This window comes from Bacillus sp. FSL W8-0116, from assembly GCF_038003825.1.
Lineage (GTDB): Bacteria > Bacillota > Bacilli > Bacillales > DSM-4216 > Bacillus_O > Bacillus_O smithii.
Genome location: NZ_JBBOPY010000001.1, coordinates 2,578,062 through 2,594,005 on the forward strand (window position 1 = coordinate 2,578,062; position 15,944 = coordinate 2,594,005).

Here is a 15,944-nt window from a genome sequence, read left to right on the forward strand (position 1 = left end):
GCTTTTTCCATCTTACAATATGAAAAGGAGTGAGGAATGTGGAAAATAAAGAAAAAAGAAACTCATGTGGATTTTTAGCCGGTGCATTTGTCGGAGGAGTCATTGGAGCTGCAGCCGCCTTGATTCTCGCCCCCAAATCCGGAAGAGAATTAAGAAGGAATTTAACTGGACAAGCAGACGTTTTTAAAGAAAAAGCGTCTAGTTGGGTAGAATTAGCCAAAGAAAAAGGAATACAATGGACATGTTCAGCAAAAGAAAAAAGCAGTGAATTAGCTTCAGCTACAAAAGATAAGGCGGAACATTTATCCAAAACGGTGCAATCAAAATCCGGTGAAATGGCAGGCAAAATTCAAACGATCACATTGAATGCGAAAGAAAAAACGATTCAGATGGCGGATAAAGTGAGCCAACGATTTCAATCACAAAATGGCCAAACTTTAGACGAAGTAAGCAAAAAACTGGAAGAAACGAAACAGGCGTTTGAAAAAACTGAAAAATCGGTTAATAAAAACGATTAATTTGATGTGGGAGCGGTGAAATGGTATGATGTTTTCACCCTCTTTTTTTGTCAAACTAGTTTTTTGTTATATGAGTCTATCAAGTGATGACGGTATTTAAAATTCATGTGATCGGCTTTCTTTGTATAAAAAGGCTGGCTGCCTTCCAATAATGATTGCAAAGGTGATGATTATGAATAAAATAGAAACCATTGAACAGTTTGAACAATTGCTGACAAGGGAACCACGCGTGTTCTTTTTAAAGCATAGTCTGACGTGTCCCATAAGTGCTCATGCTTATCGAGAAATGGACCGATTTTTGCGCGAACATCCAAGAGAAAAGGGGTATTTTTTAGCTGTCCAAGAATCCCGGGAGCTATCCAATTACATCGCTCGAAAATTTGGAATCCAACACGAGTCGCCACAAGCCTTCCTTTTCATTAATCAGCGTCCGGTATGGTATGATTCTCACTACCAAATCACGGCTGACACATTGGCAAAAATTTAGATTCAGTGGAATTTCCAGTCTGTTTTTGCTGCGGTCATGAGCATGCTGGCCATTATTTTCATAATATTCATAAATAAATCCGGCATTTTGTCGTTAGCAGCGGGGATGTCCAGCTTCGTTTTGGACCGTAAGAGAGCTGCCGCTAATCGTAGTTTATCTCTAACGGTTAAAAGTTTTTCAATAAAGGATAAAGGCGTATTATCCAGTTTTTATACAGAATACTTTATCGCTTAAAAGCGTTTAATTGTTGAAGCAAATTTTTCGTGACAATTTAAAATATATGATTTATAATTATCACTAAATTATCGCCGGTGATAAAACTTATACCAGTGAAGGGCTGGGAATTCACTTTTGCTAGGTGTCATCATAAACTAAAAAATATTCAGCAAATTGAGAAGGGATTGAAGGTCGTGGGAAATCAAGAGCTCGAACAATTAAGACAAAGAGTGGATGAAATTAATTTACAATTGCTCGAATTGATTAATGAACGTGCCAAAATTGTTCAAGAAATTGGACGTGCGAAATTGCCGCAAGGGGTGAACAAATACGATCCGGTTCGCGAAAGAAAAATGTTGAACACGATTATTGAGCGAAATGACGGACCGTTTGAAAACTCTACTATCGAGCATATTTTTAAAGAAATTTTTAAAGCGAGCTTGGAACTGCAGGAAGATGATCATCGGAAAGCTTTGCTTGTTTCACGCAAGAAAAAACCGGAAGATACGGTTATTGAAATTAACGGTGAATTAGTAGGCGCGGGTCAGCCGACGTTTGTATTCGGTCCATGTGCCGTTGAATCGTATGAGCAAGTAGCGGAAGTGGCTCAATCCATAAAGAACAAAGGATTAAAGCTTATTCGTGGAGGCGCGTTTAAACCACGCACTTCTCCATATGATTTCCAAGGACTTGGGTTAGATGGATTAAAAATATTAAAGCAAATCGCAGACGAATTTCAACTGGCAGTCGTCACAGAAATCGTCAATCCGGCTCATATTGAAATGGCGCTAGATTACGTGGACGTCATTCAAATCGGAGCCCGCAATATGCAAAACTTTGAACTTTTGAAAGCGGCAGGCTCTGTGAAAAAACCGGTTCTACTAAAACGCGGGCTTTCCGCTACTTTGCAAGAGTTCATGTATGCAGCAGAATATATAATGTCAAGAGGAAACGAACAAATTATACTCTGTGAACGCGGAATTCGCACTTATGAAAGAGCGACTCGCAATACGTTAGATATTACGGCAGTGCCAATATTAAAACAAGAAACGCACTTGCCAGTCTTTGTAGACGTAACTCATTCTACGGGCCGGCGCGACCTCTTGCTTCCGGCTGCAAAAGCAGCTTTAGCCATTGGAGCAGACGGTGTGATGGCGGAAGTTCATCCAGATCCGGCAGTGGCGTTGTCTGATTCCGCTCAACAAATGGATTTAAAACAATTCGACGAATTTTACAATGAAATTTTAAAAGCCGTTCCTGTCAAAGCATAGAAAGTAGACCTTTCTTATTCGCAGAGGAAAACGATGGCACTTAGACTAGAATAAGCGTACAGCAGTCTGATTCAACTGGTAGGACATACCATGTTGAATCAGACTTTTTTATTAGAATATGTCGTTTTTGGAAAAATAATAAGAAAGGGAGAAAAGAAAAGGCTATAATGAAGATGAAATGGAGATATTACAAAACAATAGAGAGGAAAGGCTGGATGATTGTCGGGATCATGCATTCAACTATAGCGATAAGAGTTTCTTGAATGGACTTTGCGGAAAAATCGCTTTACTTTTCATTGCATAATGAGAGGAATTTAAGGTATTATAGGAGAACGAGACCAGTTCGTAAACAATTTCACAAAGTTTTTTACAAGAAAAGCTTTTTATTTCCTAGGTTTTAATATAATAGAAATAAGAGGAAAAGTATGAAGGAGTGGGAAATGCAGTGACTGTTACGATATATGATGTAGCAAGAGAAGCGAATGTTTCCATGGCGACGGTTTCAAGGGTGGTGAACGGAAATCCCAACGTGAAACCAACGACAAGAAAAAAAGTGTTGGAAGTGATCGAAAGATTGGGCTATCGTCCGAATGCGGTAGCTAGAGGGCTGGCCAGCAAAAAAACGACAACAGTCGGTGTGATCATTCCCGACATTTCCCATATTTTTTATGCGGAACTGGCCCGAGGAATTGAAGATATTGCTACTATGTATAATTACAACATTATTTTGAGCAATTCCGATCAAAATAAAGAGAAAGAGATTCGTCTTTTAAACACGATGCTTGGCAAACAAGTGGATGGGATCGTGTTTATGAGTGGGACCATCACAGAAGAACATGTAAAGGAATTTGAACGTTCGTCTGTACCGATCGTTCTGGCGGGATCCGTTGAACAATCCAATCAAATCCCTTCTGTTAATATCGACTATAAACGGGCCGCTTATGAAGCCGTTGAAATGCTGACGAAAAAAGGGCATAAACGTATCGGTTTTGTGGCTGCACCTTTCAACAACACCATCAGCAAGGAATTTATATTCGAAGGTTATAAAGAGGCTTTGAAAGATGCCGGTATTTCTTGGAAAGAAGAATGGCTATTTGAAGGGGACTACACATATGACTCCGGAATGGAAGCTTGGGGAAAATTTCGGGAAAATGCAGAAAAGCCGACCGCTATTTTTGTCAGCAACGATGAAATGGCATTAGGCGTTATTCATGGAGCGCAAGATGACGGTGTTCATATTCCGGATGATCTGGAAATCGTTAGTTTCGAAAGTACAAAGCTATCGGTGATGGTTCGACCGAAATTAACAGCTGTCGTACAGCCGCTTTATGACATAGGAGCTGTTGCTATGCGTCTGCTGACAAAATATATGAACAAAGAGGAAGTGAAAGACCATATTGTTATACTGCCACACCGAATTGAAAAACGGAATTCTACAAAATAAGGTCCAACAATAACCAGCCACGATCTCCGTCGCTGGTTATTGTTGGACCTATTGCATTTAGGAATATAATTTCCCCTTGCTTCTTTCAATCAAGAGGAAAGCAGGGACCATATTCAACTCCATTCACAAGAGACAAATAAAATAGTGATCTAATGCTCATAAGAAGAAACATAGCACCTGTTCAGCCGGTCGGATAGGTGTTTTTGATTGGTTCTTGTTTAAAAAAATGAAAATTCGAATAATATTTTTTATCAACTGACGGTTTCGTTTAATGTTCATGACGCAGCGGGTAAAGTGCTTTTTCTACGGTTAGGCGGTTTTTTTCCGTAATTTCCTGTTTACGGGGAATGGGTTTGTAGATTCCTTCAGGGTCTTCCCAAGCAGCAGGCAATGGAACAGGCGATTTTTTCGACCACTTCGATATCCATTTTTCTGGTAAAGGACCGTTAAAATGATTATTGTCGGTCATCTCCAGCCAAATTCGGGACCATGCCCGGGGAACGACTCTCCAAATATCATATCCCCCACCCCCTACGGCAATCCAGCGGCCGTCGCAATATTGATGGGCAATGGCGTGGGCCATTTTAGGAATGCGTTCATAAATTTTCATGGTAGTCGATAAGTGGGTCAAAGGATCATAATAGTGGGCATCCGCACCGTTTTGTGTCAAAATCACATCCGGTTTAAAATAGGCCGCGACTTCCCAAATGGCTGTTTCATACGCATGGAGCCAAGATTCATCTTCAGTGAAAGCATCCAAAGGGATGTTGAAGGAATAGCCGTATCCTTTTCCGTTTCCCCTCTCGTTGATATTTCCGGTGCCCGGGAATAAATACCTTCCCGTTTCATGGATGGACAACGTACAAACATTTGGATCATCATAAAAAGACCATTGCACACCGTCGCCATGATGAGCATCGGTGTCTACATACAAAACCCTGGCATGATATTTTTCCAGCAAATACTGGATAGCGACAGAACTATCATTGTAGATGCAAAAACCGGAAGCTTTTCCGCGAAATCCATGATGCAGCCCTCCACCTAAGTGAACGGCATGTTCGGCTTTGTCGGTCATGACCCAATCAACGGCTGTTAATGTTCCTCCTACCAACAGAGCGCTTGCTTCATGCATGCCTTTAAAAATGGGCGTATCCTCCGTGCCGAGCCCATATCCTTCGGCAATATCCGGGGATAGTTGTCCTTCTCCGGCTTTTTTTACCGCTTGAATATAAGAGGGATCGTGGATGAGGGTAAGCTCTTTTTCGGTGGCGATCCGCGGCGGAATGATATGTTCTTCTTTTAAGGCGTCAATGCTTTGCAATAAATCTATTGTCAAAGTGATTCTAAATTGATTGAACGGATGCTGATTATGGAATTTATAAGTTAATAGATCGTCTGAATAAATAAATACGGCCTTTTTTTTCATATGGAAATCCCGGGCATATTTGGCCATAAAACCGTATGCCCTTCCTTCTTTAATGCATGAATGAGTTCGAGAGGATTCATCGTTTGAACGCGAAAAACAAGAATTTTATATCGTTCATCCTTTTTGTCGGGATATACAAGAACACTCAAAACATTGGCCTTCTGTTTATGAATCACGGTCACCACTTCGTACAGAATGCCTGTTTTATCAGGGACTTTTACTTCAATTTGGGACCCCGGCTGATTGGCTCCCGTCAATTCCACGAATGTATGGAGGACTTCTGTTTCAGAAAGGATTCCCACAAGTTTGCCGTCTTGGACAATGGGCAAACAGCCAATTTGATTGTCGTAGAAAAGATAAGCAACTTCTTCTACAAAGTCTAGTGGATGACCTGTTACAACTTTTTTTATCATAAAGGAATGAAGGGGTTTTTTCAGAATTTCTTCCCTTATTTCTTTTTGAAAAATGGAAGATGTGATATTTTTTAAATCCCGCTCTGTTACAAGACCGACTAAATGTTGTTTTTCATCCACAACCGGAATATGGCGGATTTTTTTAGATTTTAACAATTGAAGTGCATCTCGAATTGAAGCATCAGGGGGAAGGGTATAGATTTCCTTATTCATAATTTCTTCTACGATCATCATCATTTGCCTCCTTATCCTTTGACACAAACTTTAATACATAAATCGGTTCATGAAACGAAGCTGATCGAATTTCTCAATGGATTGGGGGCTGACTCTTTTTCCTATCCTTGCCATCAAACAGTTGGCAGGGTGAGAACTGATTTCCGGATCATCGGTTGCATACCAAACAAGACCGCCGGCATTCATCATTTTTTCCATCACTTTTCGATATTCCCAAACATTTAAACCGGTGCCTTTTAAGTCCCAATGCCAATAATATTCCGTCGTTATAATAATATAGTCTTCCATGGCATCATCCATCATGGAGACCCGCAAAAGATTCTTTCCTACTCCGAATCCCCGATATTCGGGAATCACTTCAATGGCTCCTAATTCAATAAGATCTTCCATGTTTCCTTCTGACCATCGTTCAAGAGGATCAGGATATAGAAAGGTTACATAACCGACAATGGTTTGATGTTCCCGAGCGATGATAATTCTTCCTTCGGGGAGATCGGCAATTTCGATCAGCGCTTTATGCTGCTTTGAAGGCTGGCGAAAAGCGACAAGATCTTTATGAAACTCTAAGTTTGCCAGCGTGTTTGAGGAAATTGGACCTTCAATGATAAGTTCTCCTTTCGGAGTTTCCATTTTAAGAGAATGATACGTTTTTTTATGTTCCATCTGGTCACCACCTTGAAATCTTACTTTCATTATCTTATATAAGCACTATACCGGCAAACCATTTTTACAAACTTTTCAGATTGTTTTTGTTCTTTTGACAAAAATGGTATAATCAAGTTAAGATGGAAAGATCATGATGTAAAGAGAGAAATGATGGGATGACAGAATCATGTAACATATGAAATTTTTAAAAAATTGAGAAAAAATAATAAATATAGTATAATAAAATTGTCATTATTGAAAGGGGGAATCGGTCAAATGAGGTTGGAAGCGTTACCAGTCGTCAAAGGGGATTTCAATTTAAAAGATTACGAGGAAACTTATCAGTCGTTTGATTGGAAAGAAGCTGAAAAATATTTTTCTTGGTACGAAACGGGAAAAGTCAATTTGGCTTATGAAGCCATTGACCGTCATGTTGAGACTTTTCGCAAAAATAAAGTGGCTCTCTATTATAAAGACGCTGAAAGAAATGAAAAATATACGTTTAAAGAAATGAAAGAATGGACAAATCGGGCAGCAAATGTTTTGAAGGAGTATGGAGATGTTCAAAAAGGAGACAGGGTGTTTATTTTCATGCCCCGTTCGCCTGAACTGTATTTTGCCCTTTTAGGGACAATCAAGACCGGTGCCATCGTCGGTCCATTATTTGAGGCCTTTATGGAAGGGGCAGTAAGAGACCGGCTTCAAGATAGTGAGGCAAAGGTGCTGATCACTACAACGGAACTTCTGCACAGGGTGCCCAAACAAGATCTTCCCGCTTTGAAAAAGATTTTTCTGGTTGGGAAAGATATTCAAGAAGATGAGACACATATCGACTTTTTGGCCAAACTGAAAAACGCCAGCAAACGGTTTGATATCGAGTGGGTCGATCGAAACGATGGTTTGATCCTTCATTATACTTCAGGGTCTACGGGAAAGCCAAAAGGTGTCCTTCATGTTCATAATGCGATGATCCAGCATTATCAAACAGCCAAGTGGGTGCTCGATTTGAAAGAAGACGATGTTTATTGGTGCACAGCGGATCCGGGCTGGGTAACGGGGACGTCTTATGGCATATTCGGACCTTGGTTAATGGGAGCATCCAACGTGATTGTGGGCGGACGTTTTAATCCTGAACATTGGTATAAGACGATTGAAGAGTTCGAGATTACCGTTTGGTACAGTGCTCCAACTGCTTTTCGCATGCTCATGGGAGCAGGAGATGAACTCGTGAAACAGTTTGATTTAAGTTCGCTCCGCCATATATTGAGCGTTGGTGAACCGTTGAATCCTGAAGTGGTGCGATGGGGAAAGAAAGTTTTTGATGTTCGCATCCATGATACGTGGTGGATGACGGAAACAGGAGCCATTATGATTTGCAATTATCCATGCATGGAGATTAAACCAGGATCCATGGGCAAACCGCTTCCCGGCGTGAAAGCCGCCATTGTGGATGACAGAGGAAACGAACTCCCTCCTAATCGGATGGGGAATTTGGCCATCAAAAAAGGTTGGCCTTCCATGATGTATACGATTTGGAAAAATAAAGAGAAATATGAATCTTACTTTTTAGCCGGAGATTGGTACGTATCGGGGGATTCCGCATATAAGGATGAAGATGGATATTTTTGGTTCCAGGGACGTGTGGATGATGTGATTATGACATCGGGTGAACGAGTGGGACCTTTTGAGGTAGAAAGCAAATTGGTAGAGCATCCCGCAGTTGCTGAAGCGGGGGTCATCGGGAAGCCGGACCCTGTCCGCGGGGAAATTATTAAAGCGTTTGTTGCGTTAAGGGAAGGATATGAACCTTCGGATGAACTGAAGGAAGACATTCGCCAATTTATTAAGAAAGGCTTGGCGGCCCATGCCGCTCCGAGGGAAATTGAATTCCGCGACAAACTACCGAAAACACGAAGCGGAAAAATTATGCGCCGCGTCTTAAAAGCTTGGGAACTAGACTTGCCGACTGGCGACTTATCCACAATGGAAGACTAGTTCGAAATCGTTGTTTCATTGTCTGCATGTACAAAACGAAGTGAAGAGGTCTTTTCCTTCCTTTTGTGAAGAGGGCTGACAGTTGGCTTAGTCAGCCCTGTTTTTTGCTTTTGCTCATAAGAGAATGATTGACATTAAGATCGTTGTCATAGCTAATGCCGAGATTTCTTCGATCCAAGTGTCCAACAAACGGCCTTGAATGGCAAATGACTTTGCCTAAATTTTTACGTCGCATTGACAATCCCATATAACTGTGATAAAAATTCATATATGAACGAATGTAGAATGACAAATGAATCGTGGAAAAGCCGTGAAGGGAATCAGTAGTTCGCTGTCTTTGCTTTCAGAGAGTCGGTGGATGGTGCAAACCGATACATGCAGTTGAACGAATTACCTCCCGGAGCTTTTGCCGTGAAAAGGAGAGTAGCGGCAAACGGTCTAAACCGTTAGCAATCAATGAGTGGAGAAGCAATTCTCAATTTGGGTGGTACCGCGCGAACAGCGTCCCTGCTTTTTTAGCAGGGACTTTTTTGCGTTTGGAAAAAATTTCTTGATCAAAGGAGGAACAACGGTGAATTTACTGGAAGAATTACAGTGGAGAGGGATCATTTACCAACAAACAGATGAACAGGATATTAAGGAGCTTCTTGAAAACGAAAAGATTTCGCTATATTGCGGAGTGGATCCAACGGCTGACAGTCTGCATATTGGACATTTGCTTCCGTTTTTGACACTTCGTCGTTTTCAACAGCACGGGCACCGACCGATTGTGCTGATCGGTGGAGCAACGGGGATGATTGGCGATCCAAGCGGGAAAAAAGAAGAACGCAAACTTCAAACGATTGAAACGGTTCAAGAAAATGTAAAAGGGTTGAAAAAACAATTAGAGAAAATTTTTGATTTTGATGGATCCAACGGAGCGGTGCTCGTCAATAATTATGACTGGACAAGTACGATGAACGTCATTACGTTCTTGCGTGATTATGGAAAATACATCGGCATCAATTACATGCTGGCAAAAGATACGATCGCTTCCCGCCTAGAAACCGGTATTTCGTTTACAGAGTTCAGCTACACGATTTTGCAAGGGATCGACTTTTTGCATTTGTTCGATGAGTATCAATGTAAATTACAAATCGGCGGAAGCGACCAATGGGGCAACATTACAACCGGATTGGAATTAATTCGAAAGATTCATGACGGAGCAAAAGCGTATGGTTTAACGATCCCGCTTGTGACGAAAGCAGATGGCACAAAATTCGGGAAAACAGAAAACGGTGCTGTTTGGCTGGATCCGGAAAAGACCTCTCCTTATGAATTCTATCAATTTTGGATTAACACAGCGGATGAAGATGTAGTGAAATACTTAAAATACTTTACGTTCCTGACAAAAGAAGAAATTGAGGATTTGGAACGATCATTGAAAAAAGAGCCGCATTTGCGCAAAGCTCAAAAAGCGCTTGCGGAAGAAATGACCCGCCTTATTCATGGCCAAGAGGCGCTCAATCAAGCGATTCGCATTTCAGAATCGTTATTCAGCGGAGATATTAAACAATTATCAGCAGAAGAGATTAAACAAGGATTTAAAGATGTCCCTTCCTATGAAGTGAAGGAAACTCAAGAACTGGGTTTGGTTGATTTATTAGTCCAAGCAAAAATTTCTCCATCGAAACGCCAGGCTCGCGAAGATATTCAAAATGGAGCCATCTATATCAACGGAGAAAGAGTCACGGATACAAGCTATCAATTAACGGAAACTGACCGGATTGAGGGCCAGTTTACGATTGTCCGCAGAGGGAAAAAGAAATACTTTTTAATTAAATACTAAGAATAAAAACAGCGTCCTAAAAAGTCATGGGACGCTGTTTCTGTTATATAAATACGGATGTTAAAAGCTTTTTTCCTCAAAATAGAAGAGATTCTTTCATTGCGGAATCGAAAAAAATGGGGAACCGACGAGCGAAGAAATGAAAAAAGAGCCTAAACAGGCTCTTTTTAAATTGATTAACGAGAGTAGAACTCAACGATAAGAGATTCGTTAATTTCAGCAGGAAGCTCAGAACGTTCTGGAAGACGAGTATAAGTTCCTTCTAATTTATCAGCATCAAAAGTTAAATATTCAGGAACGTAGTTGTTAGCTTCCACGGATTCTTTAATGATGTCAAGGTTGCGAGATTTTTCGCGAACACCGATGGTTTGACCCGGGCGAACTTGGTAAGATGGAATATCTACGCGGCTTCCATCTACAAGAATATGACCGTGGTTAACAAGCTGACGAGCTTGGCGGCGAGTACGCGCTAAACCGAGACGATAAACAAGATTGTCAAGACGGGATTCAAGCAAAATCATGAAGTTTTCACCGTGAACCCCTTTCATTTTGCCAGCTTTTACGAACAGATTACGGAATTGACGTTCATTTACTCCGTACATATGGCGTAATTTTTGTTTTTCTTGCAATTGAAGACCATATTCGGAAAGTTTTCTACGTTGGTTTGGACCATGTTGTCCAGGAGCATATGGGCGTTTTTCTAATTCTTTCCCCGTTCCGCTTAAGGAAATGCCAAGGCGACGGGAAATTTTCCATGTAGGACCAGTATAACGAGCCATGGAAAAACTCCTCCTTTATTTTATTTTGTTGTAAAATAAAAAACAGGCGTGAGACAGCAATTTTGGCCATTTTGTTTTCATGCACCATCGCCCCAGCAGCTAAGGGTTACGCGATGCACCTCATCCAAGATTTATTCTCATTGGATGTGAGGAACAAAATGAACGCAAAAATGTGTTCACAAAGGCTGCTTACTTTATTTTACACAAAACTCATTATATGTCGTCTTGTTGTGTGAGTCAAGGGCGTTTTAAGAAAAAGGTGAAAGTTGATTGGATAGCGAAAAGAAAGTGGGAGCACTGATTTCAGAATAAGGCATTGAAACGGAATCATCAAAAGTTTGCTTCAAAAGGATAGGATCAGCCTGCGAAATGAACTTGGAGTATCCTTGAAATCGAAACAATGATTTCATAAACAGGTGTGCTGAAATGAGTGTTTCTAATATGAAAATGAGAAAGACTGCCAAACTGCTTGCTTGAATCTGATCAATGAATTTTTTATTCCTCCTGTTTCTCTTTTCTGTTTTTGCATCCCCGACTAACTATTTTTATTGTCTTAATTAAAATTCGAGAGGAAGATAAAACTTATTTATTAGTGAAATAGTCATTTCTTTTTTCATATTTATGGAATTAAGGTAGTAAAAAAATAATAAATCAGGACAATGGAAAAAGTTTGAATAATATATATAATAATCTTTTTTTCTATGCTATACTATAAAGGATTGATTTGAAAATAATGCAAGGTGATTAAATTTATGTAACATTCCGAAAAAATATTTAATTAAAAATCGTTTTGTATGATTGACATGGATCTAAATGAGGAAAATTTTATAGTTGGAAGGTACGAGTTCCAAACCTTTGCGTTTGTTGACGCGATATGAATGAAATGGAAACAGGAAATCCTTCCTTTTAAGCTTGCGGAGCTGTGTGGAGCTTTGCAACAGTCGCAAAATCAATTGGATGGAAAACTCAGGTGATTAAAGGATGGACGAAATCTTTTTGAAAAATATGATGGCTTTGTATAAAGCGGCATTATATGAGCTTGTCGTGAACCCGGATGAACAAGATGTTCGGCAAAAGTGGCTGAAAACTATATAAGTTGAATTAAAGATTTACAACTGAACACACAAACGATCGATCGTTTGTTCTGGTTTCTGGTTGATTCGCTGAATAAAGGCTTGGACATTCTTTCTAATTTCTTGCACACTCGAATAGAACACGTTGTAAATCACGTCTGATTTCAGCCATTTCCATAGCCCTTCAATCAAGTTCAATTGCGGACTGTATGGTGGCAAAAAGACGAGCTCTAACCGATCTTCGTGTTCTTTTAAAAATGGCTGAATGAGTTTGGCATGGTGAATTCGAGCGTTATCTAAAATCATCACTATTTTGCCTGTGGGATAGCGTTCTAACACAAGTTGAAGAAATCGAAGAAATGTTTCCGCGTCATAGCATTCTTCTTCGATGCAAAACACTTCCCCTGTTTCGTAGTTCAACGTGCCAATCAGCTTCAGCCCTTGATGTTTTCCAAACGTCGGAATGATTCGTTGTTTTCCTTTGACAAACCATGTTTTTTGAATCGCTTGGTAATCACGAATCATCGACTCATCTTGAAAGAGGACATGGGCGATGTTCCCATCTACCAGTTTTTTTTTACTTCAGGGAAGGTGATTTCGACGAATTCTTTTTGTTTCTCTTCATCGGCATTGGCTAGTGTATAGGTCGGTTTCGTATAGCTTAGCCCTAACCGATGCAGAATGTCACTTGTTCCGCGAAGCGTGTATGTTGGCCCCCACTTTTGTTGAATGAGTTCAGCGATTATCGCAAGCGTCCAATTATATTTTGCTTCGAATCCCACATCTACGGGGAGCTGATGTTCAATGATCAAAGCCAGCTCTTTTTCCTGCTCAGGGGTCAATCGACGTGGGGCGCCAGGTGAGTATTTCATCTCCAGTCCATCAAGACCGCGCTGGGCGTAGGCATGAATATAGTTATAAATAGTTTTCTTGGATCGACCAATAATCGTTGCGATTTCTCCTTTGGTATATCCCTGCAAATGAAGATAAATCGCTTGGTAGCGTTCATATGCTCGTTTACTTTTTGCTTCTTTCATGGCAGTGGACAACTTTTCGATCTCGTCTTTGTGATTTGGCATCATATTTTCTCTCCGTTCCCCTATTTTCTCTTTGTATTTATTCGCCGTGGAACGGGAGAAAACCTTTATTTCAATTTATATATTTCGGACATTTTAAAGTCAGAAAAATTCTATTTTTTGGACAGGAATTTGATGCAAACCGTTTCAAATGAACAGCAGGAAGAAATAGAGCGTCTATTTGAAAAAAAACGATGGGTACAACGGGATATCCTGGATGTCAGTCGTTGCTATTCCGAATATTCGTTTGGCGTCCAGTTTCTTTGTAAACATGAAGTCTATGGCTGTTTATTTGTAAAAACTCCTTTGGAAGAAAAAATCACCGAAAGGTTTTTAAAAGAATTTACGGAAGAAAGTAATCGCTTTTTTCAGCATTATGCCTTTGTCGCTTCCGTCTCAAAAGAGGACAGATTCTATAAAGAATTGTTTCAAGCAACAAAAAGATTTCATTCTTCAATGAATATTGAATGTGTATTAAACGAAATGGTGGACACCCTCAAACGTGTTTTTCCTCATTATTTTTATTCGTTAAATCTTACGATTGATAAAAATGACATAGAATTGCCCGTCTATTTATTTGAAATAGAAAATACTCGCTCTATGGCGATGGAAGCGTATGTAAGCGGCGAAGTAAAAGTGGAGCACTTAACGCAAGCAAACAAAAGTGTTTTATATGTCCCTATAAAAGGAAAGCAAGGGGTGTACGGACTTTTAAAAGTCGATTGTCCACCTTTTCAATTGAACAACGAAAGAATTGAGTTTATTCGGCTGCTTGTGGAAACAGGTGGAAGCGCTTTGGAAAATGCCAAGCTTTATCAGCAATCGAGACGATTTATTGCCGATTTGCAGCTTATCAACGAAACATCGCGGCAGCTGAATTCCAATTTGCGCTTTTCCGATACTATATTGTTTTTGCAGTCCAAAATCCTTTCCTCCTTTGGAGCTTCTGCTTGCGGATTCATTTTTATAGAAAAAGATGGCTATAAAGTATTGGAAGGAAGCTCCCCGATTTTTTTGGATGAATCGGGAAAAATGTACATATCGTATGTAGGAAAGAGAATGGAAGAAGAAAAAGATTCGATATTTATTGGGGACATAGCCAGAAAAATAACGGATAGAAAATTTCCATATCGTTCATTAATGGCTGTTCCCATGTTTGAAAGCGACATGCTAAAAGGATTTTGCATTGTATTGAAAGACAGCGCCTATGGATTTACGTTTGATATGTATAAATTGCTGCAGTCCTTGATTTATCATTCCACATTGGCTTTGACCAATTCTCTTTTAAGAGAGGAACTTGAACGTCTTGTGATTACCGATTATTTAACGAATTTATATTCCCGAAACTATTTGGAGTCAAAGATGAGCGAGTCGCTGCAGAACGACGAACAAGGGAGCTTTCTTCTGATCGATATTGATGATTTTAAAAAAATCAATGACACGTACGGACATCAAGTAGGGGATGAGGTCATCGTTCAAGTGGCCAAAATTATTCAATCTGTCTCCGGTCAAAAAGGAATAGCTGCAAGATGGGGCGGAGAGGAGCTGTCTATCTATTTTCCTCATTTGACTGTGAATGAAGCAGAGAAACTTTCACAAAGGATAGTAGTAGAAGTGGAAGAAAAGACGAATCCGAAAGTGACGGTTTCTTGCGGAATGTCTCGATGGTACAAAGGAAGTGGAGAAGACGTAGAATCGTTGTTTAAAAAAGCCGACCAAGCACTGTACGTTTCGAAAGCAACCGGCAAAAACAAAATGACCATTAGTTATCATAGTGAAAACGACAGCAAAATGCCTTTTTCATAACAAGTCGGGATGAGGCGGATTCCAAATAAAATTTAGAATCCGCCTCTTTTTTTGAAAGCAAACAAGCCTTTCTTATAAAAATTCCACTAAAGCATGAACAAATTGTTCCAACATGCTTTGATCGATCTCATCAAAACGATTGATAATCGGACTGTCGATATCGAGAACACCGATTAACTGTCCCGCTTTAATCATCGGAACGACTATTTCCGATTGGGAAGCGGCATCACAGGCGATATGGCCGGGAAATTGATGGACATCTTCTACGCGGATGGTTTTTCGTTCTGCTGCGGCTGTTCCGCAAACTCCTTTTCCGAGTGGGATGCGGACGCAGGCCGGCAGTCCTTGAAACGGTCCGAGGACAAGTTCATTTTTTTCTTGTTCATATAAATAAAAACCGACCCAATTTATTTCTTTAAGAAATTGATTTAATAAAGCGGAAGCATTGCTTAAATTGGCGATTCTGTTCGTTTCGGACTCCATCAAGGCTTTCAATTGTTTGATGACGAGTTGATACTGCTCTTCTTTAGAGCCTTTGTACGTTTCTGCTTGAAACATCATGATCACCCCTCTCTCTGAAAATTCACGTCGATTCTGAAAGAAAATGTCGATAAAATTATAAAGGATTTTTACGTATGAATCCGAAATTTGATAAAGAATAAGTTTTACAGCTTTGATAGGTTGCAGACATAATCAATGGGCACGTCACCGTCATTCGCATCCTTGCAACAAA

The 15,944-nt window shown here is 40.1% G+C and carries 13 protein-coding genes and 1 other annotated feature; of the genes, 7 read left to right on the forward strand and 6 right to left on the reverse strand.

Translation table 11 applies throughout. The annotated features are described in order from the left end of the window. Window positions 1-38: 38 nt before the first annotated feature. The 4 genes from N1I86_RS12340 to ccpA all read left to right on the forward strand — a co-directional run bounded on the left by N1I86_RS12340 (window position 39) and on the right by ccpA (window position 3,936). Complete coding sequence (locus N1I86_RS12340) at window positions 39-518, forward strand: YtxH domain-containing protein (protein ID WP_003355683.1); 480 nt, start codon at window positions 39-41, stop codon at window positions 516-518. A gap of 172 nt (window positions 519-690) precedes the next feature. Then, the gene (gene ytxJ / locus N1I86_RS12345) at window positions 691-1,005 is read left to right on the forward strand and encodes a bacillithiol system redox-active protein YtxJ (RefSeq protein ID WP_003355682.1); all 315 of its coding nucleotides are present in this window, start codon (window positions 691-693) and stop codon (window positions 1,003-1,005) included. Window positions 1,006-1,415: 410 nt separating this feature from the next. Then, window positions 1,416-2,492 carry a bifunctional 3-deoxy-7-phosphoheptulonate synthase/chorismate mutase gene (locus N1I86_RS12350; RefSeq protein WP_003355680.1) on the forward strand — a complete coding sequence of 359 codons (1,077 nt, stop codon included), beginning with the start codon at window positions 1,416-1,418 and terminating at the stop codon, window positions 2,490-2,492. 445 nt (window positions 2,493-2,937) lie between these two features. Next, the gene (gene ccpA, locus N1I86_RS12355) at window positions 2,938-3,936 is read left to right on the forward strand and encodes a catabolite control protein A (RefSeq protein WP_003355677.1); all 999 of its coding nucleotides are present in this window, start codon (window positions 2,938-2,940) and stop codon (window positions 3,934-3,936) included. A gap of 268 nt (window positions 3,937-4,204) precedes the next feature. Here the strand turns inward: ccpA and N1I86_RS12360 are convergent, their stop codons facing one another. The 3 genes from N1I86_RS12360 to N1I86_RS12370 are packed head-to-tail and all read right to left on the reverse strand — an operon-like array spanning window position 4,205 to window position 6,672. After that, the gene (locus N1I86_RS12360; RefSeq protein ID WP_040342026.1) at window positions 4,205-5,362 is read right to left on the reverse strand and encodes an acetoin utilization protein AcuC; all 1,158 of its coding nucleotides are present in this window, start codon (window positions 5,360-5,362) and stop codon (window positions 4,205-4,207) included. Then, window positions 5,359-6,006 carry an acetoin utilization AcuB family protein gene (locus tag N1I86_RS12365; RefSeq protein WP_341097343.1) on the reverse strand — a complete coding sequence of 216 codons (648 nt, stop codon included), beginning with the start codon at window positions 6,004-6,006 and terminating at the stop codon, window positions 5,359-5,361. Before N1I86_RS12365 ends, N1I86_RS12360 begins: the two co-directional genes overlap by 4 nt. 33 nt (window positions 6,007-6,039) lie before the next feature. Continuing rightward, a complete protein-coding gene (locus tag N1I86_RS12370; protein WP_003355674.1) occupies window positions 6,040-6,672 on the reverse strand; it encodes a GNAT family N-acetyltransferase in 633 nt (210 codons plus the stop codon). A gap of 258 nt (window positions 6,673-6,930) precedes the next feature. Here N1I86_RS12370 and acsA point away from each other — a divergent pair, with 258 nt between their 5' ends. Both acsA and tyrS read left to right on the forward strand, forming a co-directional pair. Further along, on the forward strand, window positions 6,931-8,649 hold the full coding sequence (gene acsA / locus N1I86_RS12375) for an acetate--CoA ligase (RefSeq protein ID WP_341096560.1): 1,719 nt from the start codon (window positions 6,931-6,933) through the stop codon (window positions 8,647-8,649). Between the two features lie 301 nt (window positions 8,650-8,950). Next, window positions 8,951-9,161: a binding site (T-box leader), on the forward strand. 59 nt (window positions 9,162-9,220) lie between these two features. After that, window positions 9,221-10,477: a tyrosine--tRNA ligase gene (tyrS, locus tag N1I86_RS12380; RefSeq protein WP_341096562.1), complete on the forward strand. Its 1,257-nt coding sequence runs from the start codon at window positions 9,221-9,223 to the stop codon at window positions 10,475-10,477. Between the two features lie 176 nt (window positions 10,478-10,653). Here the strand turns inward: tyrS and rpsD are convergent, their stop codons facing one another. Together rpsD and N1I86_RS12390 are read right to left on the reverse strand one after the other, a co-directional pair. Then, window positions 10,654-11,256, reverse strand: a complete 603-nt coding sequence (gene rpsD / locus N1I86_RS12385) for a 30S ribosomal protein S4 (protein ID WP_003355671.1) — start codon at window positions 11,254-11,256, stop codon at window positions 10,654-10,656. 1,109 nt (window positions 11,257-12,365) lie between these two features. Continuing rightward, window positions 12,366-13,411, reverse strand: a protein-coding gene (locus N1I86_RS12390) for an IS630-like element ISBs2 family transposase (protein WP_076611651.1) whose coding sequence is annotated in 2 segments (ribosomal slippage) — window positions 12,366-12,905 and window positions 12,908-13,411 — 1,044 coding nt in all. Because the reading frame shifts where the segments join, the coding sequence is not laid out codon by codon here. Window positions 13,412-13,540: 129 nt separating this feature from the next. On the opposite strand from N1I86_RS12390, the gene N1I86_RS12395 reads away from it, so the two are divergent. Then, window positions 13,541-15,211 carry a sensor domain-containing diguanylate cyclase gene (locus tag N1I86_RS12395; protein WP_341096564.1) on the forward strand — a complete coding sequence of 557 codons (1,671 nt, stop codon included), beginning with the start codon at window positions 13,541-13,543 and terminating at the stop codon, window positions 15,209-15,211. A 72-nt stretch (window positions 15,212-15,283) separates the two neighbouring features. On the opposite strand, the gene N1I86_RS12400 is transcribed toward N1I86_RS12395, so the two are convergent. Next, window positions 15,284-15,769: a GAF domain-containing protein gene (locus N1I86_RS12400; RefSeq protein WP_003355668.1), complete on the reverse strand. Its 486-nt coding sequence runs from the start codon at window positions 15,767-15,769 to the stop codon at window positions 15,284-15,286. Window positions 15,770-15,944: the final 175 nt, after the last annotated feature.

Bases quoted from the DNA above. Each gene is read 5' to 3' on its own strand.
- N1I86_RS12395 (WP_341096564.1), top strand. From the start codon at position 13,541: ATGCAAACCGTTTCAAATGAACAGCAGGAAGAAATAGAGCGTCTATTT.
- N1I86_RS12400 (WP_003355668.1), bottom strand. From the start codon at position 15,769: ATGTTTCAAGCAGAAACGTACAAAGGCTCTAAAGAAGAGCAGTATCAA.
- N1I86_RS12365 (WP_341097343.1), bottom strand. From the start codon at position 6,006: ATGATCGTAGAAGAAATTATGAATAAGGAAATCTATACCCTTCCCCCT.
- N1I86_RS12360 (WP_040342026.1), bottom strand. From the start codon at position 5,362: ATGAAAAAAAAGGCCGTATTTATTTATTCAGACGATCTATTAACTTAT.
- acsA (WP_341096560.1), top strand. From the start codon at position 6,931: ATGAGGTTGGAAGCGTTACCAGTCGTCAAAGGGGATTTCAATTTAAAA.
- ytxJ (WP_003355682.1), top strand. From the start codon at position 691: ATGAATAAAATAGAAACCATTGAACAGTTTGAACAATTGCTGACAAGG.
- rpsD (WP_003355671.1), bottom strand. From the start codon at position 11,256: ATGGCTCGTTATACTGGTCCTACATGGAAAATTTCCCGTCGCCTTGGC.
- N1I86_RS12370 (WP_003355674.1), bottom strand. From the start codon at position 6,672: ATGGAACATAAAAAAACGTATCATTCTCTTAAAATGGAAACTCCGAAA.